General features: G+C 71.6%; 23 protein-coding genes and 1 pseudogene. 9 read left to right on the top strand and 15 right to left on the bottom strand.

All coding sequences use genetic code 11. From position 1 onward, the window contains the following. The first annotated feature begins 24 nt into the window (after nt 1-24). Both IEY79_RS07760 and IEY79_RS07755 read left to right on the top strand, forming a co-directional pair. A complete protein-coding gene (locus IEY79_RS07760; RefSeq protein WP_189106585.1) occupies nt 25-1,008 on the top strand; it encodes an aldo/keto reductase in 984 nt (327 codons plus the stop codon). A 152-nt stretch (nt 1,009-1,160) separates the two neighbouring features. Beyond that, on the top strand, nt 1,161-1,754 hold the full coding sequence (locus tag IEY79_RS07755; protein WP_189106584.1) for a helix-turn-helix domain-containing protein: 594 nt from the start codon (nt 1,161-1,163) through the stop codon (nt 1,752-1,754). On the opposite strand, the gene IEY79_RS07750 is transcribed toward IEY79_RS07755, so the two are convergent. After that, complete coding sequence (locus tag IEY79_RS07750) at nt 1,751-2,731, bottom strand: DUF1444 domain-containing protein (protein ID WP_189106583.1); 981 nt, start codon at nt 2,729-2,731, stop codon at nt 1,751-1,753. The genes IEY79_RS07755 and IEY79_RS07750 overlap by 4 nt on opposite strands. A gap of 135 nt (nt 2,732-2,866) precedes the next feature. Further along, nucleotides 2,867-3,505 (bottom strand): nucleoside/nucleotide kinase family protein, encoded by a 639-nt coding sequence (locus IEY79_RS07745; RefSeq protein ID WP_189106582.1) that lies wholly within the window; start codon nt 3,503-3,505, stop codon nt 2,867-2,869. Between the two features lie 135 nt (nt 3,506-3,640). On the opposite strand from IEY79_RS07745, the gene IEY79_RS07740 reads away from it, so the two are divergent. Continuing rightward, nucleotides 3,641-4,033, top strand: coding sequence for a VOC family protein (locus IEY79_RS07740; RefSeq protein ID WP_189106581.1), 393 nt, complete (start codon nt 3,641-3,643; stop codon nt 4,031-4,033). Nucleotides 4,034-4,069: 36 nt separating this feature from the next. Here IEY79_RS07740 and IEY79_RS07735 read toward each other — a convergent pair whose 3' ends face one another. The 6 genes and pseudogenes from IEY79_RS07735 to IEY79_RS07710 form a co-directional block, all read right to left on the bottom strand. Beyond that, nucleotides 4,070-4,636 (bottom strand): histidine phosphatase family protein, encoded by a 567-nt coding sequence (locus IEY79_RS07735; protein WP_189106580.1) that lies wholly within the window; start codon nt 4,634-4,636, stop codon nt 4,070-4,072. 25 nt (nt 4,637-4,661) lie between these two features. Then, nucleotides 4,662-6,095, bottom strand: coding sequence for a M20/M25/M40 family metallo-hydrolase (locus tag IEY79_RS07730; RefSeq protein ID WP_189106579.1), 1,434 nt, complete (start codon nt 6,093-6,095; stop codon nt 4,662-4,664). A 187-nt stretch (nt 6,096-6,282) separates the two neighbouring features. Further along, nucleotides 6,283-6,690 carry a peptide-methionine (R)-S-oxide reductase MsrB gene (gene msrB, locus IEY79_RS07725; protein ID WP_189106578.1) on the bottom strand — a complete coding sequence of 136 codons (408 nt, stop codon included), beginning with the start codon at nt 6,688-6,690 and terminating at the stop codon, nt 6,283-6,285. An 18-nt stretch (nt 6,691-6,708) separates the two neighbouring features. After that, on the bottom strand, nt 6,709-8,109 hold the full coding sequence (gene murC, locus IEY79_RS07720) for a UDP-N-acetylmuramate--L-alanine ligase (protein WP_189106577.1): 1,401 nt from the start codon (nt 8,107-8,109) through the stop codon (nt 6,709-6,711). A gap of 171 nt (nt 8,110-8,280) precedes the next feature. After that, a pseudogene (locus tag IEY79_RS07715) lies at nt 8,281-8,745 on the bottom strand (indole-3-glycerol phosphate synthase); the annotation flags it as partial. A 126-nt stretch (nt 8,746-8,871) separates the two neighbouring features. Continuing rightward, nucleotides 8,872-9,678 (bottom strand): pyrimidine reductase family protein, encoded by an 807-nt coding sequence (locus IEY79_RS07710; protein WP_189106576.1) that lies wholly within the window; start codon nt 9,676-9,678, stop codon nt 8,872-8,874. 274 nt (nt 9,679-9,952) lie between these two features. Between IEY79_RS07710 and zapE the strand changes: the two genes are divergently transcribed. The 3 genes from zapE to IEY79_RS07695 all read left to right on the top strand — a co-directional run bounded on the left by zapE (nt 9,953) and on the right by IEY79_RS07695 (nt 13,042). After that, on the top strand, nt 9,953-10,999 hold the full coding sequence (gene zapE / locus IEY79_RS07705) for a cell division protein ZapE (RefSeq protein WP_229700759.1): 1,047 nt from the start codon (nt 9,953-9,955) through the stop codon (nt 10,997-10,999). Between the two features lie 82 nt (nt 11,000-11,081). After that, nucleotides 11,082-11,507 carry an OsmC family protein gene (locus tag IEY79_RS07700; protein ID WP_189106575.1) on the top strand — a complete coding sequence of 142 codons (426 nt, stop codon included), beginning with the start codon at nt 11,082-11,084 and terminating at the stop codon, nt 11,505-11,507. Between the two features lie 167 nt (nt 11,508-11,674). Beyond that, the gene (locus IEY79_RS07695) at nt 11,675-13,042 is read left to right on the top strand and encodes an alkaline phosphatase PhoX (RefSeq protein ID WP_189106574.1); all 1,368 of its coding nucleotides are present in this window, start codon (nt 11,675-11,677) and stop codon (nt 13,040-13,042) included. Between the two features lie 76 nt (nt 13,043-13,118). Here IEY79_RS07695 and IEY79_RS07690 read toward each other — a convergent pair whose 3' ends face one another. The 3 genes from IEY79_RS07690 to IEY79_RS07680 all read right to left on the bottom strand — a co-directional run bounded on the left by IEY79_RS07690 (nt 13,119) and on the right by IEY79_RS07680 (nt 16,646). Then, nucleotides 13,119-14,363: a S1 family peptidase gene (locus IEY79_RS07690; protein ID WP_229700731.1), complete on the bottom strand. Its 1,245-nt coding sequence runs from the start codon at nt 14,361-14,363 to the stop codon at nt 13,119-13,121. 149 nt (nt 14,364-14,512) lie between these two features. After that, complete coding sequence (locus tag IEY79_RS07685; protein WP_189106573.1) at nt 14,513-15,973, bottom strand: flotillin family protein; 1,461 nt, start codon at nt 15,971-15,973, stop codon at nt 14,513-14,515. A gap of 163 nt (nt 15,974-16,136) precedes the next feature. Then, nucleotides 16,137-16,646, bottom strand: a complete 510-nt coding sequence (locus IEY79_RS07680) for an NfeD C-terminal domain-containing protein (protein ID WP_189106572.1) — start codon at nt 16,644-16,646, stop codon at nt 16,137-16,139. Nucleotides 16,647-16,801: 155 nt separating this feature from the next. Here IEY79_RS07680 and IEY79_RS07675 point away from each other — a divergent pair, with 155 nt between their 5' ends. Next, a complete protein-coding gene (locus tag IEY79_RS07675; protein ID WP_189106571.1) occupies nt 16,802-17,641 on the top strand; it encodes a polysaccharide deacetylase family protein in 840 nt (279 codons plus the stop codon). Nucleotides 17,642-17,744: 103 nt separating this feature from the next. Here the strand turns inward: IEY79_RS07675 and IEY79_RS07670 are convergent, their stop codons facing one another. The 4 genes from IEY79_RS07670 to IEY79_RS07655 are packed head-to-tail and all read right to left on the bottom strand — an operon-like array spanning nt 17,745 to nt 20,203. Then, a complete protein-coding gene (locus IEY79_RS07670) occupies nt 17,745-17,900 on the bottom strand; it encodes a hypothetical protein (protein ID WP_189106570.1) in 156 nt (51 codons plus the stop codon). Between the two features lie 32 nt (nt 17,901-17,932). Beyond that, nucleotides 17,933-18,601, bottom strand: coding sequence for an ABC transporter (locus tag IEY79_RS07665; protein WP_189106569.1), 669 nt, complete (start codon nt 18,599-18,601; stop codon nt 17,933-17,935). Continuing rightward, nucleotides 18,598-19,518 (bottom strand): ABC transporter ATP-binding protein, encoded by a 921-nt coding sequence (locus tag IEY79_RS07660; RefSeq protein WP_189106568.1) that lies wholly within the window; start codon nt 19,516-19,518, stop codon nt 18,598-18,600. Before IEY79_RS07660 ends, IEY79_RS07665 begins: the two co-directional genes overlap by 4 nt. A gap of 7 nt (nt 19,519-19,525) precedes the next feature. Continuing rightward, nucleotides 19,526-20,203, bottom strand: coding sequence for an AIM24 family protein (locus IEY79_RS07655; protein WP_189106567.1), 678 nt, complete (start codon nt 20,201-20,203; stop codon nt 19,526-19,528). 89 nt (nt 20,204-20,292) lie between these two features. Here IEY79_RS07655 and IEY79_RS07650 point away from each other — a divergent pair, with 89 nt between their 5' ends. After that, the gene (locus IEY79_RS07650; RefSeq protein WP_189106794.1) at nt 20,293-21,093 is read left to right on the top strand and encodes an aminoacyl-tRNA hydrolase; all 801 of its coding nucleotides are present in this window, start codon (nt 20,293-20,295) and stop codon (nt 21,091-21,093) included. Nucleotides 21,094-21,214: 121 nt separating this feature from the next. After that, complete coding sequence (locus tag IEY79_RS07645; protein ID WP_189106566.1) at nt 21,215-22,000, top strand: DUF4142 domain-containing protein; 786 nt, start codon at nt 21,215-21,217, stop codon at nt 21,998-22,000. The last annotated feature ends 148 nt before the right edge of the window (nt 22,001-22,148 follow it).

Below are 22,148 nucleotides of genomic sequence, written 5' to 3'. Positions count from 1 at the left end.
GCTCGAACGTCTAGCGTCTCAGGCATGAAGCAGCGAACTCTCGGTAGGACAGGGCTCCGCGTCAGCGAGCTCTGTCTCGGCACGATGACCTTCGTGAAGGACGACGAGGCCGGCGCGCACCGCATACTCGACACCTTCACGGAGGCCGGCGGCACCTTCCTGGACACGGCCGACGCGTACGGCCAGGGCGTCTCGGAGGAAGTTCTCGGCGGCTGGCTGAAGGGGCAGGACCGCGACGGGCTCGTCATCGCGACGAAGGTGGCCCTCCCGATGGGCGAGGGGCCCAACAAGTCGGGCCTGGGCCGCAAGCACATCATCGCGTCGGTGGAGGCGAGCCTGCGGCGGCTCGGCACCGACTACATAGACCTCTACCAGACGCATGTCTGGGACGTCAGGACACCGATCGAGGAGACCCTCGGCACGCTCGACACCCTCGTCAAGGCGGGCAAGGTCCGCTACCTGGGCGCGAGCAACGTCTCGCCCGGCCAGCTCCAGCGGGCGCTCGACGTCGCCGACCGGCGGGGCTGGGAGCCGTACGTCTGCCTCCAGCCGATCTACAACCTCCTCGCACGCGAGGTGGAGTGGGAGCTGCTGCCGCAGAGCGAGGCGGCGGGAGTCGGCGTCATCCCCTACAGCCCGCTCCAGGGCGGCTGGCTCACGGGCAAGTACCAGCGCGGCATGACGTCGGTCCCGGCCGGCAGCCGTGAGTCCCACGGCGACGGCGAGAGCTGGCGGGCGCGGGACAACGAGGAGACCTGGCGGGTCGTGGAGACCGTCCAGGCCGTCGCCACCGAGACCGAACGCACCCCCTCCCAGGTGGCACTGCGCTGGCTGCTGGGCCGGCCGGGCGTCACGGCCCCGATCATCGGGGCGCGGACCCTGGACCAGCTGAAGGACAATCTGGGCGCCGTGGGCTGGGAGTTGACGGCCGATCAGACGACCCGCCTGGACGAGGCGAGCCAGCGCCCGCTGCCGTACCCGTACAGCGTGCTGTCGCACTTCAGCTGAGAGCTCCGCACCGGTTCGAGGGGGCGGGTGTCGCGGTGCTGTGCCCGGCCCCGTGGCACCCGCCCCCCGGGGTAGGTGCGGCAGGATGGGGCGGTGACCAGCTCGCCGGCCTCCAGCAGTACGACCATCACCGCCCGGAACGGAACGGCGTCGTGATGCTCACGCGGGCCGTCGCCGAAGGCGTCGCCCGGGGCGACGTCACGCTGGCGTTCCGGCGCTGGGCGACCGGCCGCGTCTCTCCCGGCGGTACGTTCCTCTCCGTCGCGGGGGTGATCGTCATCGACGCCGTCGAGCGGATCGATCCGGCGACGATCACCCCCGGGGACGCCCACGCCGCCGGCGCCCGCCGCGTCGAGGACGTGCTGGCGTCGCTGCGCGGCGCCCCGGACGATCCGGTCTTCCGGATCAGCCTCTCCCACGGCGGACCGGACCCCCGCGACGCGATCGCGGCCGACGCCGCCCTCACCGCCGACGACATCGCGCGCATCGGCGAGGCGCTGGACCGGCTCGACGCGCGCGGCACCCGAGGCGCGTGGACGCGCGGGACGCTACGGCTGATCGAGGGCAACCCGGGCACCCGCGCGGCGGATCTCGCGAAGTCCCTCGGCGTCGAGAAGGAGACGCTCAAACGCGACATCCGCAAGCTCAGGGCCCTCGGCCTCACGCTCAGCCTCGACACCGGCTACACGCTCTCCCCTCGCGGAGCCGCGTGGCTGCGCGCTCGGGGCCGATGCTCCGGACCCTAGGCAACGTCCGGCTGGTCCGGTCCCGACGGTGAGACCAGTCGCTCCAGCAGCTCCTGGAAGTCGTCGCCGACCACTATGCGCAGCCCGCCCGCCTCGGTGTTCCCCTCGTCCTTGTCGCTGAGCTGGGTCAGTGTGCCGTCGCGCCACCAGTAGACGTACGGGCTGATCGCGCCCGGCGTGTCCTCGAAGCCGGACGCGGCGAACGACGCCATCGCGTTCAGCGACGGGATGAGGCTGGCGTCGCGTATGACGTGGAACGCGAGCTGGTGGCGGAACGGGAACGCCACCAGTGCGCCGTCCGGGCCGAGTCGCTGCCCGGTGACCTGGTGTACGAGGCTGTCCAGCGCCAGGACGCGGCTCGCGGTGTAGAACGAGTCGCCCATGACGACCTCGAACCGCATTCCCCCCGCGTCCTTGACCGTCTCCCGCCCCTCGACGGGCAGTTGGCGCAGATTGCCGAGCGCCTGGGCCCGCAACTCGTGCAGCGGGCCCAGCGGTTCCAGCGCCTCGTCGGTGAGCATCATGACGCTCTCCGGGAGGTCGAGCGCGAGGATCTCGTACAGTCCCGGCGCGACGGAGCGCGCGTACGCGAAGGCCTGTGCGTCGAGACTGTCGCCGCTGATCACCCGCGGGTAGAGCTGGGCCCGGATCTGCGCGGGCGACAGGGTGTCGAGAGCCGAGGGGCCGTCCATGGTCCGCAGCACCATCCCGGCGTGCTGCCTGACGAGTTCGCCCCAGACGCGGGCGCCGCGGTCGTCGTTGTGACACACGGCGGCGAGGTTGGAGAGCCCGAACTGGCGCCCCGCGCTGTCGGTCACCAGGTCCGAGTAGACGGTGACCTCCAGGCCCCGCTCCGCGAACGCCTGACGCACCTGGCTGCGGAAGAGCGCGGCCTCGTGGGTCGAGAAGAAGCTGAATTCCGGGTCACGAGGCGTTTCGCGCCCGTCTCGTTTCGGCCCACGCTTGAACAACCCCACGTCGTCCGCCTCCCCATGATCGCGCTCGGCTTCGCGCCCCGGTCCCCGTTGCCCCTGTGATCGTCAAGTGCGTCGAACGTTCGATGGTAGGCCCTCGGCGCCCGCCGATGTCCGTTCGGGGGCATACGTTACGGCTCAGACGGGTCCGACCCCGACCGGAATCACCAGGTCCGCGCGGTGCGCGCCCCGCGCGACCAGTCGCGCGTTCGCCTCGTCGGATTCCCTGACCCAGCGCTCGGCGTAAGGGCGCTCCTTGCCGAAGCGCACATGCCGGTCGACCAGACGCCGTACGCGCACCACGGGGTCGAGTTCCAGGAACCACGCCTCGTCGATGAACGTGCGTACCGCCGCCCACCCGCCGTCGTCGTGCAGCAGGTAGTTGCCCTCGGTGATGACCAGCGGGACGTCCGGGCCGACCGGGACGCTGCCCGCCACGGCCTCCTCCAGCGCCCGGTCGAACGCGGGCGCGTAGACGACGACCCCGGGCGCCGGCGCACGCAGCCGGGCGAGCAGCGCGGCGTAGCCGGCGGCGTCGAAGGTGTCGGGCGCGCCCTTGCGGTCCGCGCGGCCGAGCCGGTGCAGCTCTGCCTGTGCGAGGTGGAAGCCGTCCATGGGGACGAGTACGGCGCTGCCGCCGAGCCCCGCGACGAGTTCCGCCGCGAGCGTGGACTTCCCCGCGCCGGGCGCGCCCGCGATGCCCAGGATCCGGCGTCGGCCGGTGGCGGCGAGCTGCCTGGCGCGGCTGGTGAGTGCGTCGAGCTGCCGCGCGTCCATGGCGGCATTGTTCCATCCGGGCCGCGCGTCCGAACGGCCTCCGGACGGGCGCGGGCCCGGAGGCCATTAGGTCCGCTTGCCGTCCGCTTGTTGTCCGCTTGCCCGAGCGGGAGTCATACGTATAACTTTCTCGCCATGACTCATATCGCCCTGGTCACCCTCGTCGTCCGCGACTACGACGAGGCCATCGCCTTCTACACGGGATCGCTCGGCTTCGAGCTGATCGAGGACACCGACCGGGGCGACGGCTCCCGCTGGGTGGTCGTACGGCCGCACGGCGGCGCCGGCGCGCTCCTGCTGGCGCGCGCGGCCGACGATGCCCAGCGGGCGAGCGTCGGCGCGCAGACCGGCGGCCGGGTCGGCTTCTTCCTGCACACGGACGACTTCGCGCGGGACCGCGCCCGGATGGTGGCGGCGGGGGTGCGCTTCCTGGAGGAGCCCCGGCACGAGCCGTACGGCGCGGTCGCGGTCTTCGAGGACCTGTACGGCAATCGCTGGGACCTTCTCCAGCCGGCCACGACCGCCTGACCGCCCGGCCTCCGGGCCGGCCGGGCCGGCCGGGCCTCACTCGAAGCCGCCGCCGGTCCATCCCGTCGGCAGGGTGTACTCCCACCCCGGCCGCCACCACCCGGGCGGCTCGTCCACCATGTCGCGCAGGTCGGCGCCGCCGAGCAGGCACGCGAGTGCCCAGCGGTTCGCCGAGTGCGCGACGAGCAGTACGCGCGTGCCGTCACGCTCCGCGCTCAGCTCGCGCAGGAAGCCGGCCGTGGCGCGGAGGACGTCCCGGTAGCTCTGGCCGCCGAGGAACGGCTCCGCGATGTGCCGGCTCCTGCGCGGTGCCAGCTCCGCGACCGGGCGTCCGGTGAAGTGGCCGTAGTCGCACTCCCGCAGCCGGGCGTCCTCGTACAGAGGCACAGCCGTCCCGGCGAAGGCGATCCGCGCGGTGTCCACCGCCCGCGCCAGGTCGGAGGTGAACACCGCGTCGATCCCGTCGTCCCGGCGCCGGTCGCCCAGCTCGCGGGCCTGCCGGCGACCGGCCTCGGAGAGCTCGCCGGGACGCCAACCCGTCGCGAGACCGGCCTCGTTGTCGGTCGTGGTGGCGTGCGTCTCGTAGACGAGTTGCACGGTCATGGCCGCTGATGGACCTGACGGTCTGTCAGTTGCCGGGCAGCGGGAAGGCGACCGGGCTGCGCTTCCCGTCCCGGTTGACCGCGCGTACGCCGAAGAAGACGTTGTCCTTGGACAGGTCCACCGTGTGCGTGGTCGTGAGACCGACCTTGATCACATGGGTCCACTCGGAGTCGGTCGTCTCGCGCCACACCACCTCGTAGCCCGCCAGGTCCGGCTCCGCCCCCAACGCCCATTTCAGCTCGGTGTCGTTGGTGAGGTTGCTCGTGACGATCCGCGCCTCGCGCGGAGTCCCGGGCGCCTGCGCCAGGGTCCACAGCACCGCGCCGTTCACCCGCGTCACACGGGCGATGTAGTCGAAGTCGCAGAACTCGGGCAGGTCGCCGTACTGCTTGCCGTCCTCCACGCGTACGTCCTGGTGCTGGTGCGCGAAGTCCTCGGCGGGTTCGGTGAACCGGGCCGCCGGGTAGCCCTGTTCGAGGAACGGGATGTGGTCGCCGCCGCGCAGATAGCGGTCGCGCCGGTAGACCACGCGCACGTTCATTCCCGTCGCGTCGTTGGACCCCACGTCGCTGACGAAGCGGGCGAGCTGCCGGGTCGCCGAGTCGTTCTCGCCGCCCACCGAACGGCGGGTATTGGCCTGCGCAGGGGTCTCGGACGTCGGCACGCCCTCGGTGAAGAGCCGCACCGTGTACGGGTCGCGGGTGCCGTCGTCGGCGCGGGAGCTGCCGATGATGTCGTTGGTGAACATGCCCTGGATATCGGCGCCGGCCGCCTTGAACTGCTTGGCCGAGTAACCCGATCCGTACAGGCCCTGCTCCTCGCCGGCGACCGCGACGAACACGATCGTCGCCGCCGGCCGCCGCTTCGCCATCACCCGCGCCAGCTCCATCACGAGCGCGACACCGGACGCGTCGTCGTCGGCGCCGGGCGCGTCGCTGGTCGCGTCCATGACGTCGGTGACCCGCGAGTCGTAGTGCCCGGCGACCACGTACACGCGGTCGGGGTCGACCGAACCCCGCAGCGTGGCGACGACGTTGGTGATCTTCGTCGCCACCGGGATGCGCGACGCGGGCTCCTGGATGTACGACTGGAGCTCGGCGGTCATCCGGCCGCCGGAGACGGCCGCGTACTTCTTCAGCTCGGCCAGGATCCAGTCACGCGCCGCGCCGATCCCGCGCTCGGGGTCGTCCTGGACCGAGAGCGTGTGCCGGGTCCCGAACGCGGCGAGCCGCCGTACGGTCGCCTCGATACGGTCCGCGTCGATCTCCTTGAGCAGCTTGCGCAATTCCCTGTCGGGCGCCTGCGCGGTGGCGGCCCCGCCCCCGTGCTCCCGGCCGCGACCACCGGCCGCGGCGGCCGCCTGCCCGGCGGAGGCGATCAGGGGCACGCCGGCGGCCGTGACGGCGGCCGAGGCGAGAACGGTCCTTCTACGCGGCATTCCAGCGGACTGCTCAGACATGGAAATTCCCTTCCGAGGCGACAACCGGCGGGCCTAATCGTCATGGACAGGCCAACCCGGCACAAGCCCGCGGCACGTGACGACCCGTCCACCAGGGAAATGCCCGGCACGCTCCGAACGCGACGACGGCCCGGTGATCGAACGTCCCATCACCGAGCCGCGTCATCTGTTCACGGGTGTCGAGCCGTCACGCCCCGTCGGGCGTCAGTCGCAGGGAGATCGAGTTGATGCAGTACCGCTGGTCCGTCGGCGTCGGGTAGCCCTCGCCCTCGAAGACGTGGCCCAGGTGTGAGCCGCAGCGGGAGCAGCGGACCTCCGTGCGGACCATGCCCATCGAGCTGTCCTCGATCAGTTCGACCGCGTCGCTGTCCTTCGGGTCGTAGAAGGACGGCCAGCCGCAGTGGGACTCGAACTTCGTGTCGGAGCGGAACAGCTCCGCGCCGCACGCGCGACAGGAGTAGACGCCCTCCGTCTTGGTGTCCGTGTACTCACCGACGAAGGCGGGCTCGGTGCCTGCCTGGCGCAGCACCCGGTACTCGGCCGGGGACAGTTCCTCGCGCCACTGCTCGTCGGGCTTGTCGATGTCGTACGCCATGACTTCCTCTCTCGCTCCTCAGTGGGACAGACGGGCCAGGATCTCCGGACCGAGGTCCGTGACGTCACCCGCCCCCATGGTGAGAACGAGATCCCCGGGCCTCGCCATTCCCGCCACGGCCTCGGCCACCGCGCCCTTGTCGTGCACCGCCCCGACGTCCGCGCCCGCCCGCCGTGCCGCCTCGATGATCAGTTCGCTGGTGATGCCGGGGATCGGGTCCTCGCGGGCCGGGTAGATGTCCAGCACCACCGACGCGTCGGCCAGGGCGAGGGCCTGCCCCATCTCCGTACCCAGCTCCTGCGTGCGCGAGAAGAGGTGCGGCTGGAAGACGACGAGCAGGCGGGAGCCGGGCTCGGCGGCGGCGCGCATCGCCTCCAGGTCGGCGGTCATCTCAGTGGGGTGGTGCGCGTACGAGTCGATGACCTGCACGCCGTTCGCCTCGCCCTTGAGCTGGAGGCGGCGCTTGACGCCGGTGTACTTGCCGAGCGCGGAGGCGAGGTTGTGCGCGGGGACGCCGAGCGCGACGCCCGCCGCGAGGGCGGCCACCGCGTTGTGGGCGTAGTGGCGGCCGGGGACCGAGACCGTGAAGGTGAGGAAGCGGCCGGCCAGGACGACGGTGACCTCGCTGGTCAGACCGCGTGGGGTGACCTTGTGGACGCGTACGTCGGCGTCCGCCGCCTCGCCGTACGTCACGACCTTGATGGTGGACAGGTCGCGCACCTTCGCGGTCAGCTCGACCGCGCCGGCCTGGTCGGCGGCGACGACCAGCGTGCCGCCGGGGACGATCTTGCCGACGAACGTCTCGAAGGACTCGTAGATCTCGTCCATGGAGGCGTAGTTGGCGTGATGGTCCAGCTCGACGTTGAGGACGATCGCGACCTCGGGGTCGTACTTCTGGAAGCTCCGGTCGCTTTCGTCCGCCTCGGCGACGAAGATGTCCCCCGCGCCGTGGCGGGCATTGGTGCCGGGCCCCTCCAGGTCGCCACCGATGGCGTACGACGGGTCGAGACCCAGCTCCGTGAGGGCGACGGCCAGCATGGAGGTCGTCGTCGTCTTGCCGTGCGTACCGGCGACGGCGATGGACCGCAGGCCGCCGCCCATCAGGGCGGCGAGCGCGTCGGAACGGTGTACGACCGGGACGGACAGCTCGGCGGCCCGTACCAGCTCCGGATTGTCCGCCCGGATCGCGCTGGAGACGACCACGCACGAGGCGTCGTCGGCGAGGTGCTCCGCCGCGTGGCCGATGTGGACCGTGGCGCCGAGGGCGCGCAGGGCCTCGGCGGTGCCGGACTCCTTCGAGTCACTGCCCGCGACCTTCGCACCGCGCTGGGTGAGGATCTTGGCGATACCCGACATTCCGGCGCCGCCGATGCCGATGAAGTGCGGCCGTTCCATGGCGGTGGGGATACCGGGTGCCATAGGTGTTCTCCCAGGTGGTGCGGTGAGGGTGCGCGATTTCGCGGGCCGGCGGCCGAGTGCCGTCGGCGGTCCCCCAGCCTATTCGCTCCGGCCCGCCCCCTTGGTCTCTCCTTCGGTCCTGCCCCCGATGCCGTCGCCGTTCCGTGCGCCGTTCGCGGTGTCGTCGTCCGCGCTGTGCGCGAAGAGCTTGAGCACCGGCACCCCGACCTTGTGACGGGCGCGCGAGGCCCAGTCCCGGTGGAAGAACTCCTCCACGTAGTGGGGCTCGGTGAGAACGATCACCTCGTCGGCGGCCGCCTCCTCCACCACCGACTTGAGGTGGTCGAGGGGGTGCTTCTCGACCACCACTCCGTTGGCCGTGCGGCCCGCGGCTCTCAGTGCGCCCAGCGAGTGCGCCAGCGCCATCTCGGCGGGCTCCCGGGCCTCGGCGCCCTCGGGCTCGTCGCCCTCCCGCCCGGCCTCTCTCAGCTCGCCGAACGCGACGTCGTCGACGGCGCGCAGCAGCGCGTCGACCTGGTCGCCGCGGGGCTGCATGAGCACGATGAAGCGGACGTCCTCGTCGCCGTGGAGCGTGGTGACAAATTCGACGTCCACGGACGACAGGGGCTTCTCGATCATCAATACGCTTGTGAACACGACAGGCGCCCTTCGTCGTTCAGGGGCCTCTACGGCCCGCTGCGGAAACCATCCTTCCCCGTGTCCGCACGGGGTCTGCGTGAGTAAGTGTGCCCAGCGGGGGCTAACCGGAACTGCGAATTCCGCTCAATGTCGGATCCGGCGGTATCGAGTGAAAAGGAACCCTGCCTCCTCCATCACGGCCTCCAGGCCGAAGCGCTCGGGGTCCGTGAGCCCCGGCCCGCCGGTGATGCGCTGCGCGCTGCCCACGGTGAGCAGGGGCGCGACGGTCAGGCAGAGTTCGTCCAGCACGTCGGCCGCCACGAACTGCCCGAGCAGCCGGGGTCCGCCCTCCGCGAGCTGACGGACCAGGCCCATCTCCGCGAGGGCGGCGACCGCCCTGTCCGCCTCGACGCCGGGTCCGTCCCCGGCGATCAGCACCCGCGCGCCCGCCTTCTCCGCGTCACGGACCCGGTCGGGGGACGCGGCGGCGCCGGTCAGGACCAGGGTCTGTACGACGGGCGAGGTGAAGAGGGGCAGCGAGAAGTCGAGATTCAGGCTCGCGGTGACGACGGCGATCGCGGGCGCGGCCGACTGCCCGGCGGCGGCGCGGCGCTCGGCGAACGCGTCGCGTGCGCGGGCCGGACGGTAGCCCTCCAGGCGAACCGTTTCCGCACCGACGAGGACGACATCGGCGAGCCCTCGCAAGGTGCCGAAGATCCGCATGTCGGCGTCGGAGGAGATCCCCTGCGAGCGCCCGTCGTGCTGGGCGGCGCCGTCGAGCGTGGCGACCATGTTGGCGCGCAGCCAGTGCGGCGCGGCGGGGGTGGCGGTGGGATACGCGTACGCCTCGGCCAGCTCGTCCAGCGTCCACTCGCGGTCACCCACGAGGCCCTCGGAACGGCCGGTGGTCGCTGCCGCGGTCGGATCGGTCACGGGGAAGAGGCGTCGCATGCGCAGCAGTCTGACATGCGCGGTCGCACGCCGTCGGTCGCCGCGTGGCCCGCGCGCCGGTCCGGGCGGGTGTGCGGCGCACACCCGTGCGACCGGCTCCCACGGGGTGCCCGCGTCCGGAAACCCTGCCCGCCGCGACGGCCACCGCCACCGGACGGGGCGGCCGGCACACGCTCTACAGTTGGACAACGTGTCAGCCTCCCCCGCCGAACCGGCGTCCCCCTCCGCCGCCTCGCCCGCCTCCGCTTCCGCTCCCGCGAACGGGCCGGTCTCGCTGTGCGCGCGGGACCCGCGGGTCGACCCGGGGCGGCTGGTCGCCGAGATGGTCCCGCCGCCGCGCTTCGACTCGGTGCGTTTCGCCACGTACGTCCCCGACCCAGGCCGGCCCAGCCAGGCCGAGGCCGTCACCGTCCTGAGCGCGTTCGCCGCCGGACTCGGCGCCGCGGCCGGCACCGGACAGGGCAGGGGGCGCTGGTTCGGCCGGAAGCCCGAGGCGGGCGGCGCCGGCCCGCGCGGCGTCTATCTCGACGGCGGTTACGGCGTTGGCAAGACCCACCTCCTCGCCTCCCTCTGGCACGCCGCCCCGGCCGCGCCCGAAGAGAAGGCGTTCGGCACCTTCGTGGAGCTGACGAACCTCGTCGGCGCGCTCGGTTTCCAGCAGACCGTACGAACCCTCGGCGGGCACCGGCTGCTCTGCATCGACGAGTTCGAACTGGACGACCCGGGCGACACCGTCCTCGTATCGAGCCTGCTGAGCCGGCTCGTGGAGGCGGGTGTGGCGCTCGCCGCGACCTCCAACACGCTGCCCGGCAAGCTCGGCGAGGGCCGCTTCGCCGCCGCGGACTTCATGCGGGAGATCCAGGGGCTCTCCGCGCGCTTCCGGCCCCTGCGTATCGACGGCGAGGACTACCGGCACCGGGGACTGCCCGAGGCGCCCGCCCCGCTCACCACCGAGCAGGTGACACGCGCGGCGCACGCGACCGCGCGGACGGGCGGTGCCGCCAGCCTCGACGAGTTCCCCGCTCTCCTCGCCCATCTGGCCACCGTCCACCCCAGCCGCTACGGCGCGCTGACGGAGGGTCTGCGGGTTGCCTGCTTCACGGATGTCGGCCCGGTGCCGGACCAGTCGACGGCTCTGCGCCTCGTGGTCCTGGCCGACCGGCTGTACGACCGGGAGATACCGGTTCTCGCCTCCGGGCTGCCGTTCGACCGGCTTTTCGGCGAAGAGATGTTGAACGGCGGCTACCGGAAGAAGTACTTCCGTGCGATCTCCCGTCTCACTGCCCTGGCACGCGACGCGAAGAGCGTGATCGCCGAGTAAGTTCGGTGCCGTAACGATGTGCGGTGCGTGAGGTGCGTTCGATCAGCTCCCACGTGCCCGATACAGAAGGGTTCCCATCACCATGGCTACCACGCGCCAGGCACACACCGTCTGGGACGGCGACCTCATCAAGGGCAGTGGCGTCGTCACCTTCGACTCCTCCGGGATCGCCGACCAGCCGGTTTCCTGGGCCTCCCGCGCCGAGCAGGCGAACGGCAAGACCAGCCCGGAAGAGCTGATCGCCGCCGCTCACTCCAGCTGCTTCTCGATGGCCCTGTCGAACGGTCTCACCAAGGCCGGCACCCCGCCGACCAAGCTGAACACCCAGGCCGACGTCACGCTGGTGCCCGGCACCGGCATCACCGGCATCCACATCACGGTGCGGGGTGAGGTCGCGGGGATCGACGAGGCGGACTTCGTCAAGGCCGCCGAGGACGCGAAGGCCAACTGCCCGGTCAGCCAGGCGCTCGCGGGCACGAGCATCACGCTCACCGCTTCGCTCGCCTGATCAGAGGTCTCTCCTGAGCCGCCGGTCCGCGGATCTTCTGCGATCCTCTGATCTGCTGATCTCTCAGGACACATAAGGCCCAGTGGCCCGCACAGTTCACGTGTGCACTACACCCGTGATACACCGTGCGGGTCACGTCTCTGTCCGCCAACAGGGAGTTGCCTTTTATGTCCGCAACACGACGTCAGGTTCTGGCCACCGGAGCATCGGTGGCCGGAATCGCATTCACCGGAGCGGTGTCGGAGCTGTTCGCCGGCACCGCTGTCGCACAGGAAATGGGACGCAGCGGCTACGGCCCGCTCGTACCCGACCCCGACGGTCTGCTGGACCTGCCGAAGGGTTTCCGTTATCGCGTCCTGTCCAGAACGGGCGACGCGCTCCGTTCGGGCGAGGGCGAAGTCCCCAGCAATCCCGACGGTATGGCCGCCTTCGCCGGCCGGCGCGGGCGCGTCCATCTCGTCCGTAACCACGAGAACCGGTTCGACGGCAAGATCGGCGTACCGACCGTCGACGGCCTGACCTACGACCCGATGGGCAAGGGCGGCTGTACGGCGCTCGAACTCGACGGGCGAAATCACGTGATCGGCGAACGCGTCGCCATCGCCGGCACCGCCGTCAACTGCGCGGGCGGGCCCACCCCCTGGGGGACCTGGCTCACCTGCGAGGAGACCGAGGACAAGGCCGGCACCAACGGCTACACCAAGGACCACGGCTTCATCTTCGAGGTCGACGGCGCCGATCCGCACCGCAGCGGAGCCGTACCGCTGAAGGCGATGGGCCGCTTCCAGCACGAGGCGATCGCGATCGACCCGCGCGAAGGCATCGTGTACGAGACGGAGGACGCGTTCGAGAAGCCGTTCGGGCTCTTCTACCGCTTCCTGCCCGAGAAGCCGCGGGGCGGCCTGGGCTCGCTGCGCGCGGGCGGCACGCTGGAGGCCATGCGGGTCCCCGGCGTACCCGACCTGTCGGCCATCCAGGAGCCGGGCGCGAGCTTCGACCGTATCGAGTGGGTGCCGGTCCCGGACACGCAGGCCAAGGAGACGCCCATCCGGCTCCAGGACTTCGGCAAGAAGGGCATCACGCACGCCCAGAAGCTGGAGGGCTGCTACTGGGGCGACCGGTCCGTCTACTTCGTGTCGAGCTTCGCGAAGAGCGCGGAGGGCTCGGCGGCCGACCACTACGGACAGGTGTGGAAGTACGAGCCGCATCGGCGTCGGCTCACACTCGTGATCGCCTTCGGCCCGGACACCGACATCCAGATGCCCGGCGAGTCCCCGGACAACATCTGCCTCGCGCCCAGCGGCGGCCTGATGGTCTGTGAGGACGGCGGTGGCGCGCAGCATGTGTACGGGCTGACGCGGGACGGCGAGCTGTACGAGATGGCTCGGGGGGCGGACAACATCGGGACGCCCGAGGAGCCGGAGTGGGGTGAGTTCGCGGGGGTCACGTTCGCGCCGGACGGCGAGACGATGTACGTGAACTCCTACACGCCGGGGACGACGTTCGCGGTCACGGGGCCCTGGCGCCGGCGCTGACGCGACGACCGGGTGATCCCCGGTCGCCGGACGGGCCGTTCCGTGGCCCGTCCGACGACCGGGGCGCCAGACCCGGTCAGTGGTCGCCCCCGACCTCCAAGCCGTCGTCGCCGACGCCGGCACCGCTGTCGTCGCCGGCGTCGCCGCTGCCGTCGTCGACAGCCCCGCCGCCACCGTCGTCGGCGGCACCGCCCGCGCCGATCTCCGCGCCCACCGCGGCCAGCGCCGTGGAGACCGGCTGGAAGAACGTCTCGCCGCCCGAGGTGCAGTCACCGCTGCCGCCCGACGTCAGGCCGATCGCCGTACCGTCCGCCGTGAACAGCGGGCCACCGCTGTCCCCCGGCTCGGCGCAGACGTTGGTCTGGATGAGGCCGCTGACAGAGCCCTCCGCGTAGTTCACCGTCGCGTTGAGCCCGGTGACCGAACCGTCCGCGAGGCCGGTGGTGCTGCCCATCCGGACGACCTCCAGGCCCACGGCCGCCTCGCCCGCCTGTCCGATCGGCAGGGTCTGCCCGTCGCCGAGGTCCACCTCGCTGGGCGCCGCGGTGGCCGGGTCGTCGTACGTGACGAGGGCGAAGTCCCCGTCGCCGGGGAACGTCGCCGCCTGGACCGTGCCGACGGGCGCGCCGTTCTGCTCCTCGGACCACTGCTCGGCCGCGACACCGCAGTGCCCGGCGGTGAGGAATCCGGGGGTGCCGTCCTGCGTGGTGACGTTGAAGCCGAGCGAGCAGCGGGATCCGCCGCCGAAGATGGCGTCGCCGCCCTCCAGGAACGGTTTGAACTCGCCCGCCGACTTCTGGATACGGGCCATGCCGTCGCCCAGCGAGGCCACGGTCGATTCCAGCGTGTCCCAGCGCTCACCGGTGACCGTGGTGTCGGCGGTGACGAGGATCTGGTTGGTCCGGGGGTCGACGGCCCACGCGGTGCCGGGGATGGTGGCGTCCCGGGTCAACGTGCCGGTGGCGGAGCGGAGTTCACCCATGCTGTTCTCGACGCTTCTCGCCACGGCGCCGGCGTCACGCACCCGGGCTGTCGCGTCGCTGTCGCCGCCGTCCGCGACATTCACCACGACCTGCTTCTTCTGCGTGTCGTAGTACGCCCCCGCGTAGTCCTCGCCGAGCTGTGAGGACAGCCGCGCGACGAGCTCCGGCGCCGAAGCGGCGCTGACCGTCCGCGCGTTCTGCCCCGCGCCGCCCGCGCCGTCGTCCGTGCCGGACTGTGACGCGTTGGCGTTCGGCAGCAGGATGGCCGCTGCCGCGACACCCACCGCCCCGGCTCCCGCGAGTACGGCCTTGCTCTTGGATATTCGCCTGTGACTCAACTCGTCGCCTCCTGTGGGGGATTACGGAGTCCGACCCCTTGATACGGGCGATACGGGAGTTGCGTTCAGCGAGCGCGGCGAAAGACATGCGAGGGGCCGGCCGGACAGCGGTCCGGCCGGCCCTTCACCCACCAGTGACTGACGGGACGTCAGCCGCTGATCTCGATCTTCTTGCCGCTCTCCGGTGACTTGGCCGCCTCGACCCCGGGCGCGGCCTCCGCCCCGGCCGGCTCCGCCGAACCCGTGCGCTGCGAAAGGTTCTTGAGCAGCTCGCCGATGTCGACCCCGGTGGTGGACGTGAGCAGTTCCATGCCCTGCGCGACGTTGTCGGTGACCGTCCGCGAGAGCCGGCTCGCGCCGTCCGTGGAGATGACCGTCAGCTTGTCGATGGCGCTCAGCGGCTCGGCCGCCTTGCCGACGACGGCGGGCAGCACCTCGACGAGCATCTGGAGCACGGCCGCGTCGCCGTACCGCGCGAACGCGTCGGCCTTCTTCTGCATCGCCCCGGCCTCGGCGGTACCGCGCGCCGTGATGGCGTCGGCCTCCGCCTCCCCCTCGATCCGCACGGCCTCCGCGAGCGCCGCACGGCGCAGCTTCTCGCCCTCACCGGTGAGCCGCGACCGCTCGGCGTCCGCCTCGGCCTCCTTGACCTGCGCGATCCTGCGGGCCTCCGCCTCCTGCTCGGCCTGGTAGCGGGCGGCGTCGGCCGGCTTGCGTACCTGGGTGTCCAGCTGACGGTCCGTCAGAGCCGCCTGGCGCTGTGCCACCTTCTCCTGCTCGCCGAGGACTTCCTGCTGGCGCGCGGCCTCGGCGAGCGGGCCCGCCGCGTTGGCCTTGGCCTTGGCCGCCTCGGTCTCGACCTTGATCTCGGCCTGCTTCAGATAGAAGGTCCGCTCGGCCACCGCGATCTCCTCGGCGGCCTTGAGCCTGGCCTGCTCGGAGGCCCGCTTCGCGATCGCCTCGGCGATGTCCGCCTCCTGCCGGGCACGGGCGGCCTCGGGCCGGCCGAGGTCCTCCAGGTACGAGCCCTCGGTGGTGATGTCCTGGATCTGGAAGGCGTCCAGGATCAGCCCCTGGCCGGAGAGGCTCGCCTCGGCCTCCTCGGCGACCTGGCCGGCGAACGCGGCGCGGTCGCGGATGATGTCCTCGACGGCCATCCGGCCGACGATGGCGCGCAGCGCGCCGGAGAGCACTTCCTGGGTGAAGCCGACGATGCCCTTCTGCTGCCGCAGGAAGCGCTGGGCGGCTGCGCGGATGGCGTCCTCGTTGCCGCCGACCTTGACGATGGCGACGCCTTCGAGATGCGCCTTGACGCCGCGCAGCGTCACCGCGCCCCGGACGGCGACCGGGATGTGCCGGCTGGACAGATCGAGTGTGAACTTCTGCTGGACGAAGGGAACGACGAAGACGCCGCCGCCCACCACGACTTTCTGGCCGCTGTTGTCGGTGCTGACCCGGCCGGTGACCGGGTCCGTGGACGACTTGCCACGCCGGCCGGTGATGATGAAGGCCTCGCTGGGGCCCGCGACCTTGTAGCGGGTGATGACGACGAGAGCGAGCAGGACGAGGAGTACGACGGCTCCCGCCACCGCGATGATCACTGGACTCATATGTTTGCCCCCTGTTGACGTACGAGCTGTCGGCGTCGCACATGTGGGACGCCGGACGCTGAGCGGTGGTTCGGTACTTCGGTACTTCGGCACTTCGGTGGCTGCGCGCTTCGGTGGCTCGGCGCATCCGCGGCTGGGCGCCAGGGCGCTTCCGCGGCGGCGGTCAGCGCTCGACGGGACGGACACCGACCGAGGTGGACGACAGCGTCGACTCCACCCAGATCTCGGCGCCCCGCGCCAGGGGCACCGTGCTCCTCGCGGCGAACTTCACCGGCTGGCCCGCGACCCGCAGCATCACCTCGCCGTAGCCGTCGACCGGGATGGCCGTGACCACGGACCCCGACGTGCCGAGGAGATCCGCTCCACGCGGCGTGGCGTCCGTCTGGTCGCGCATCAGCACCCGGCTGAGTTTCCAGGCCAGCCAGCCGGTGACGGCACCGGCGAGGGCGCCCGCGGCGACGGCGTGGCCGACCCCGAGGTCGGTCGTACCGAGCACGATCGCGCCGCCGAACCCCAGCATCGCGACGAATCCCGCGACGACGGGCAGCGACAGCAGGCCCGCGAACAGGCCGTCGAGCACTCCGCCGAACAGGCCCTCGAAGATCCCGTCGAAGATCAGCGCCACGGCGAGCAGGACAACACCCGCGATACCGAGACCGAGGAACACATCCATGGGTCGCCCCTCCCCCGGCTCTCGCCGGTCCCCCTTGAACCCTTGAATGGGAGGGAAATTTTCTCACGGTCCGTCACGGCGCAGCAGTGCCGGGTTCCGGCAATCTTCGAGTGCCGAAACAGCACGATGAACATTTAGTCATATATTTTCCCTGTATGCCCACATACGCACCAAGACTGCTGCCCCTCGCCCTGCTGGGAACCGTCCTCGCCGCCTGCGCCGGAGCCACCGACACGCGCCTGGCCCCGGCCCCCTCGGCCAGACCCGCGACACACCAGCCGGCCGGGCCGGAACGCCCGGCGACCACCCCGGTCTTCCTCCGCGCGGCGGACCCCCCGGGCAAGGTCCGTGCCGGAACGGCCGCCAAGACCGTCGCGCTCACCTTCGACGCCGACATGACGTCCGACCAGGGAGCCCGCGCCGCCCGCGGCGAACGCTTCGACAACCCGACCCTGATCTCCTCGCTGCGCCGCCTCGAAGTCCCCTCGACGATCTTCATGACGGGCCGGTGGGCGGAGGAGTACCCGTTCCAGGCGCGAGAGATCGGCTCCGACCCCCTGTTCGAGGTCGCGAACCACTCGTACAGCCATCACTCCTTCACGGCCGACTGCCACGGGCTGCCGGTACTCCCCAGGAAGCACATGACCGCCGACGTGGAGCGGGCCTTCGGCGCGTTCCGCAGGGCCGGGGTACGCCAGGTGGTGCCGTACTTCCGCTTTCCCGGCGGCTGTTACGACCGGTCGACGCTCCGGACCCTGGCGCCGGCGGGCCTGACGGCGGTCCAGTGGGACGTCGTGAGCGGCGACGCCTTCGCCACGGACGCGGAGGAGGTGGCGGAGCAGGTGCTCGCGGAGGTACGGCCCGGCTCGGTGGTGGTCATGCACTGCACGACGAGCGCGGCCCCGGTGACGGACGAGGCGGTCCGGATGATCGTGCCTGCGCTGCGCGAGCGCGGCTACCGCTTCGTCAAGGTGTCGGAGCTGATGAAGGGGTGAGCGGCGACCCCACGGATCGCCGGGAACGTCCCAGGTCGTGTCTTCAAAGTCCCGCCTGGCCGCGACGCCCTGCAGGCGGAGGTCGCTACTTCGAAGACACGACCTAGCCGGAGCAGGCGTTCCGCTCGGCCTCGCGCCATTCGCAGACCGGGCACAGCGTGCTGCCCCTGGTCGATTCCGGGTGCTCGGTCGGCTCGCCGCAGTGCACACAGTCCGCGTGCACGACGGGCCCGGCAGCGGCGGTGGCGTCGTCTCCCATGGCGTCGAGCGTACTGAACCGCGCCGCCGGGCTCAGCCGCGCCGGACGCCCAGCACACAGACCGCCCCCGCCGCCACGGCCGCCAAAAGCGCGGCCGCCGCCAGGGACAGACCGGGGGTGTGGATCGCTCCCGTACGGGAGCCGGTCACCAGACCACTGACGGCGGCCTTCGCCGGGGAGCCGGTGGTCACCAGTGCCAGCAGCGCGAGAAGCGCGGTCAGCGCGAGCGACCAGCCCCGGCCGCGCAGGAGCGGCCGGGAGCACAGGGCGCCGACCGTGGCGCCGACCAGAAGACAGACCAGGGCCGCGAGCAGGCCCGCCGTCCCGGCGGGCAGCGGCGCCACGTCCACCAGGCCGTCCGCGCTCTTCGGGTCGCTGACGGCCGTGACGACCGCCGTGCCGACGACGCCGAGCGCGCCCGCGCAGGCCGCCGCGGCGAGCAGCGCGGCGAGATGCGCGCGGGGCATGCCGGAGGCGGCCGCCGTCACGGCCCGCGCCGCGTCCGGTTCCTGCGTGGTGCAGATCCGGACCAGCCATGCGGTGACCGGCAGCAGAGCGGCGGCGGCGACGCCGAGGGAGTCCAGCACCGGTCCACCGCCCTGGACGCCGACGGCGAGGAAGATCCCGTAGAGCAGGACCGGCGGGAGCCAGCGCTGCGAGCGCAGCAGCATGGCGGCGTGGTAGCGGAAGAGTGCGGTCATGAAGTGGCGCGCCCCGTCGTGCTTATGGTGCTTGTGGTGATCGTCGTGCTCGTGGTGCTCGTCGCGTTCCGCTCGGCCGGAGCCGGAGCGCGTACCTCGCGGATGTGCCAGGGCGGGCGCGCCGCGAGCAGCGCGCGCAGCAGGGCGTCGGAGTGCGCGGCGGCGACGCTCAGCCGTACGGTCCCGGCCTCGGGCCCCGGCTCGTACGACGGCGCCCCGGGCAGCCCGTCCGGCGGCGCCGCGCCCGGCGGGCCGACGGCCAAGACCCGTACACGGGGCCCCTGTTCGGCCGGTGAGGTCTCGGGCGTACCGCGTACGAGCGCGTTCCCCGCCACCGTGTGGACGGCGTCGGAGGCCCCGGCCAGACGGCGCGGGTCGTGGTCCACGAAGACGACCGTGCCGCCGGCGGCGACGCGTTCCGCGACCGCCAGGTCGAGTTGGGTGCGGGCCGCGGAGTCGAGCCCCGTCCACGCCTCGTCCAGCACCAGCAGCTCCGGCTCGGCCAGCAGCGCCTGGGCGACGGCGACCTTCTGGCTGGTGCCCTTGGACAGTTCGGAGAGTGCCGTACGGGCATGGCCCGCGGCACCGAAGCGCTCAAGCCACTCGGCGGCGCGCGCCGCCGCCTCGGCCCCGCGCAGTCCGTGGATCCGGCCCAGGTGGGTCAGATAGCCGGCGGCTGTGAAGGGCAGTGCGACGGAGAAGCGTTCGGGGACGTACGCCCTTCGGACCGGGCGGCCGGTGACGCGGCCCTCGGTGGGCGAGTCGATCCCGGCGAGCAGCCGCAGCAGTGTCGACTTGCCGCTGCCGTTGGTGCCCTCGACGCGGACCAGGCACCGCGGCGGCAGCGCGAGATCGACGCCGCGCAGCACCCAGGGGCCGCCGACACCGTAGCGGCGGCCCACTCCTCGTAGTTCCACGCGTCGGTCAGCTCCCGGACGGCTTCGTCGGGGTCAGCTCGCTCGGCCGGACGATGACGAAACCCTCGCCCTGGAGCATCAGTTGGACGGCCTCGCCGGAACCGCCGCGGATCATCGAACCGACGGACTGCGAGCGGTGCAGCGAGGTGCCCAGCTGGGCACTCCAGCCGACGACGGCGTCCGTGTCGACGTACACCGGTGCCTGCGCGGAGACGGGAATGACGATGGGGGTGCCCTCGCAGATGATGGCGAGCTTCCCGTAGCCGGTGAAGAGGCTGTTGAAGAGGCCGCCGCCGGTCATTCCGGCGCCCTTCACCGTCTTGATCTCGTAGGAGAGGGTGGCGTCGAAGCACAGGACGTTGCGGCCGTTGACCGTGAGCGAGTCGCCCTGCTCGATGTCGACGATGAAGCAGTTGGCCGCCTCGTGCGCGAACCACGCCTCGCCCTGGCCCTTGACGGCCATCAGCGGCAGGCCCTCGCCGGTGACGGCGCGCTTGAGCATTCCGCCGATTCCCTGGCCCTTCCGTTCGAACTGGAGATTGCCGCGGAAGGCGATCATCGAACCCTGACGCGCGTGCATCTCACCGTTGACGGCGTATTTGACGGATTTGGCGTTCTGGAGGCTCATCCCTGGGGTGGTGGCCTGCTGTGCCATGTTCTCGCTGGCGAAGAGATCGCTTTTCATGTCGTGCATGGTCACCCGGAGGCGACGGTTCTGCCAACAGATCGGCGAGCGGAACGGCAAGTCGCGGCTGGCACACTTGCCACGTGAGCATCGACAACACCTCCGGCACCACGGCGGGCGGCCCGGACGGCCACGACGGGGCGGAGAGCCGCGCCGACAGCCCGTTCCGGCATGAGCGGACCGCGCGCGACGAGGCCCCGCAGTTCGTCCTGCCGCTGGTGGTGCGGATGGAGAAGACGGCGCCTCCGACCCGTACCGACGCGCTGGAGGCCGCAGCCCGCGCCGTACTCGTCATGCTCGCCGACGAGCGGTCGACGGGTGACGGCGAGTGGGCGCGGGCGATGCGGGACTGGCAGGACGCGCGGATCCGCAAGGTGGTGCGGCGGGCGCGCGGCGCGGAGTGGCGGAAGGCGTCGGGGCTGCCGGGAATCACGGTGACCAGCCCCGAGGACGCCGCGGAGCCCGCCGAGGGCGCCGCCTTCGCCCCGTACGCGGAGGTACGGGTCTTCCCACCGGTCCCGCTGGACGGCTGGCCCAAGGAACTGGCCAAGCTCCAGGTCTCCGGCACCGACCTGGCCGACCCCGTGGATCCGCCGCCCGCCGACCCCTCCGCCCCCGTGCTCTGGCTCAGTCCGGACGTCGGCATGTCGGCGGGCAAGGCGATGGCCCAGACGGGCCACGGCGCGCAGCTCGCGTGGTGGGAACTGTCCGAGACGGACCGCAAGGCATGGCAGGAGGCCGGTTTCCCGCTCGCGGTACGTACTGCGGACGCCGTGCGCTGGCGCCAACTGACGATCAGCGGGCTGCCGTTGGTCCGGGATGCCGGTTTCACGGAGATCGCGCCCGGGTCGAGCACGGTCGTCGCCGATCATCCGGCGCTGCGTCGTTGAACACTCCGGTTCCGGATGTCGTATCTCTCAATACCGCTGATTAGGTTGAACGATCGTCCAGCCGGCGGTTGATTCTGCGGTGGTACGCGGTGGTAGTACATCGGCCCGGGAGAACACTTTGTTGCGACGTATCAACGGCACGGCACTCATCATCGCGGCACTCGTCGCGACGGTCGGGGCGCTCGCCTTTCCTGTCTGGTCGTATGCCGACCGGTCCGGCACGGGGGAGGCGAATCTCGCGGCGTCGAGCGTGCCGACCCAGTGGGGTCCGCTCTCGGCGACGGACCGCGACTTCCTCGTGAAGGTGCGGCTCGCGGGCCTGTGGGAGCTGCCCGCCGGACAGCAGGCGATCGAACGTGCCCCGAGCCAGGCCATCAAGGACGCGGGTGACCATCTTGTCGTCGGCCACTCCGACCTCGACGCCCGTGCGCGCGACGTGGCGGCGAAGCTCGGTGTCGCGCTGCCGAACCAGCCCAACGAGCAGCAGCAGGGCTGGCTCAGGGAACTGTCGGCGGCCACCGGCGCCGAATACGACCGGAAGTTCGCCAACCTTCTGCGCAATGCGCACGGCAAGGTCTTCGCGCTGATCGCCGAGGTCAGACATACGACACGTAACACCCTGATACGGCAGCTGGCGACCGACGCCAACCAGACGGTGCTGGACCACATCACCATGCTGGAAGCCACGGGGCTCGTCGACTTCGACAGCATCGCGCGGGAGGCCGCGGGCACCAAGACCGCCAGCCCCACGGGTCCGCCGCCGCCGAACGGCGAGCTCCCGCCGTCGCCGCCGGCCGCCTCACCGACCGGGGACAGCTCCTTCACCTCCCGGCCGTCCACCCAGCCGGGCGCGCCGACGGCCGTCAACACCAACCGTCCGCCGCCGAGCGTCAAGGCGACGCCGTGAACCGGCGAATGCCGGGAATCATGACGGTCGCCCGCTTTCGCGGGGAACCTCAAATGATGCTCTGAACGTCCCCTCCTTCGGATTCACCGGCACCGGGCGGGGCCATTACTCCTGAACCGGCACTCGCCGCGGTACGGAGGAGGGGGAC

It is taken from the genome of Streptomyces camponoticapitis, assembly GCF_014646115.1.
GTDB classification, from domain to species: Bacteria; Actinomycetota; Actinomycetes; order Streptomycetales; family Streptomycetaceae; genus Streptomyces; species Streptomyces camponoticapitis.
Note: the sequence above shows the minus strand (reverse complement) of the source record. Positions and strands in the feature narration are given on the sequence as shown.

What these genes read in the sequence shown, in the direction of transcription:
- IEY79_RS07700 (WP_189106575.1), top strand. Translation starts at nt 11,082, where the DNA reads ATGGCTACCACGCGCCAGGCACACACCGTCTGGGACGGCGACCTCATC.
- msrB (WP_189106578.1), bottom strand. Translation starts at nt 6,690, where the DNA reads ATGGCGTACGACATCGACAAGCCCGACGAGCAGTGGCGCGAGGAACTG.
- IEY79_RS07710 (WP_189106576.1), bottom strand. Translation starts at nt 9,678, where the DNA reads ATGCGACGCCTCTTCCCCGTGACCGATCCGACCGCGGCAGCGACCACC.
- IEY79_RS07670 (WP_189106570.1), bottom strand. Translation starts at nt 17,900, where the DNA reads ATGGGAGACGACGCCACCGCCGCTGCCGGGCCCGTCGTGCACGCGGAC.
- IEY79_RS07730 (WP_189106579.1), bottom strand. Translation starts at nt 6,095, where the DNA reads ATGTCTGAGCAGTCCGCTGGAATGCCGCGTAGAAGGACCGTTCTCGCC.
- IEY79_RS07735 (WP_189106580.1), bottom strand. Translation starts at nt 4,636, where the DNA reads ATGACCGTGCAACTCGTCTACGAGACGCACGCCACCACGACCGACAAC.
- IEY79_RS07665 (WP_189106569.1), bottom strand. Translation starts at nt 18,601, where the DNA reads ATGACCGCACTCTTCCGCTACCACGCCGCCATGCTGCTGCGCTCGCAG.
- IEY79_RS07695 (WP_189106574.1), top strand. Translation starts at nt 11,675, where the DNA reads ATGTCCGCAACACGACGTCAGGTTCTGGCCACCGGAGCATCGGTGGCC.
- IEY79_RS07655 (WP_189106567.1), bottom strand. Translation starts at nt 20,203, where the DNA reads ATGAAAAGCGATCTCTTCGCCAGCGAGAACATGGCACAGCAGGCCACC.
- IEY79_RS07745 (WP_189106582.1), bottom strand. Translation starts at nt 3,505, where the DNA reads ATGGACGCGCGGCAGCTCGACGCACTCACCAGCCGCGCCAGGCAGCTC.
- IEY79_RS07685 (WP_189106573.1), bottom strand. Translation starts at nt 15,973, where the DNA reads ATGAGTCCAGTGATCATCGCGGTGGCGGGAGCCGTCGTACTCCTCGTC.
- IEY79_RS07675 (WP_189106571.1), top strand. Translation starts at nt 16,802, where the DNA reads ATGCCCACATACGCACCAAGACTGCTGCCCCTCGCCCTGCTGGGAACC.
- IEY79_RS07760 (WP_189106585.1), top strand. Translation starts at nt 25, where the DNA reads ATGAAGCAGCGAACTCTCGGTAGGACAGGGCTCCGCGTCAGCGAGCTC.
- murC (WP_189106577.1), bottom strand. Translation starts at nt 8,109, where the DNA reads ATGGCACCCGGTATCCCCACCGCCATGGAACGGCCGCACTTCATCGGC.
- IEY79_RS07740 (WP_189106581.1), top strand. Translation starts at nt 3,641, where the DNA reads ATGACTCATATCGCCCTGGTCACCCTCGTCGTCCGCGACTACGACGAG.
- IEY79_RS07680 (WP_189106572.1), bottom strand. Translation starts at nt 16,646, where the DNA reads ATGGATGTGTTCCTCGGTCTCGGTATCGCGGGTGTTGTCCTGCTCGCC.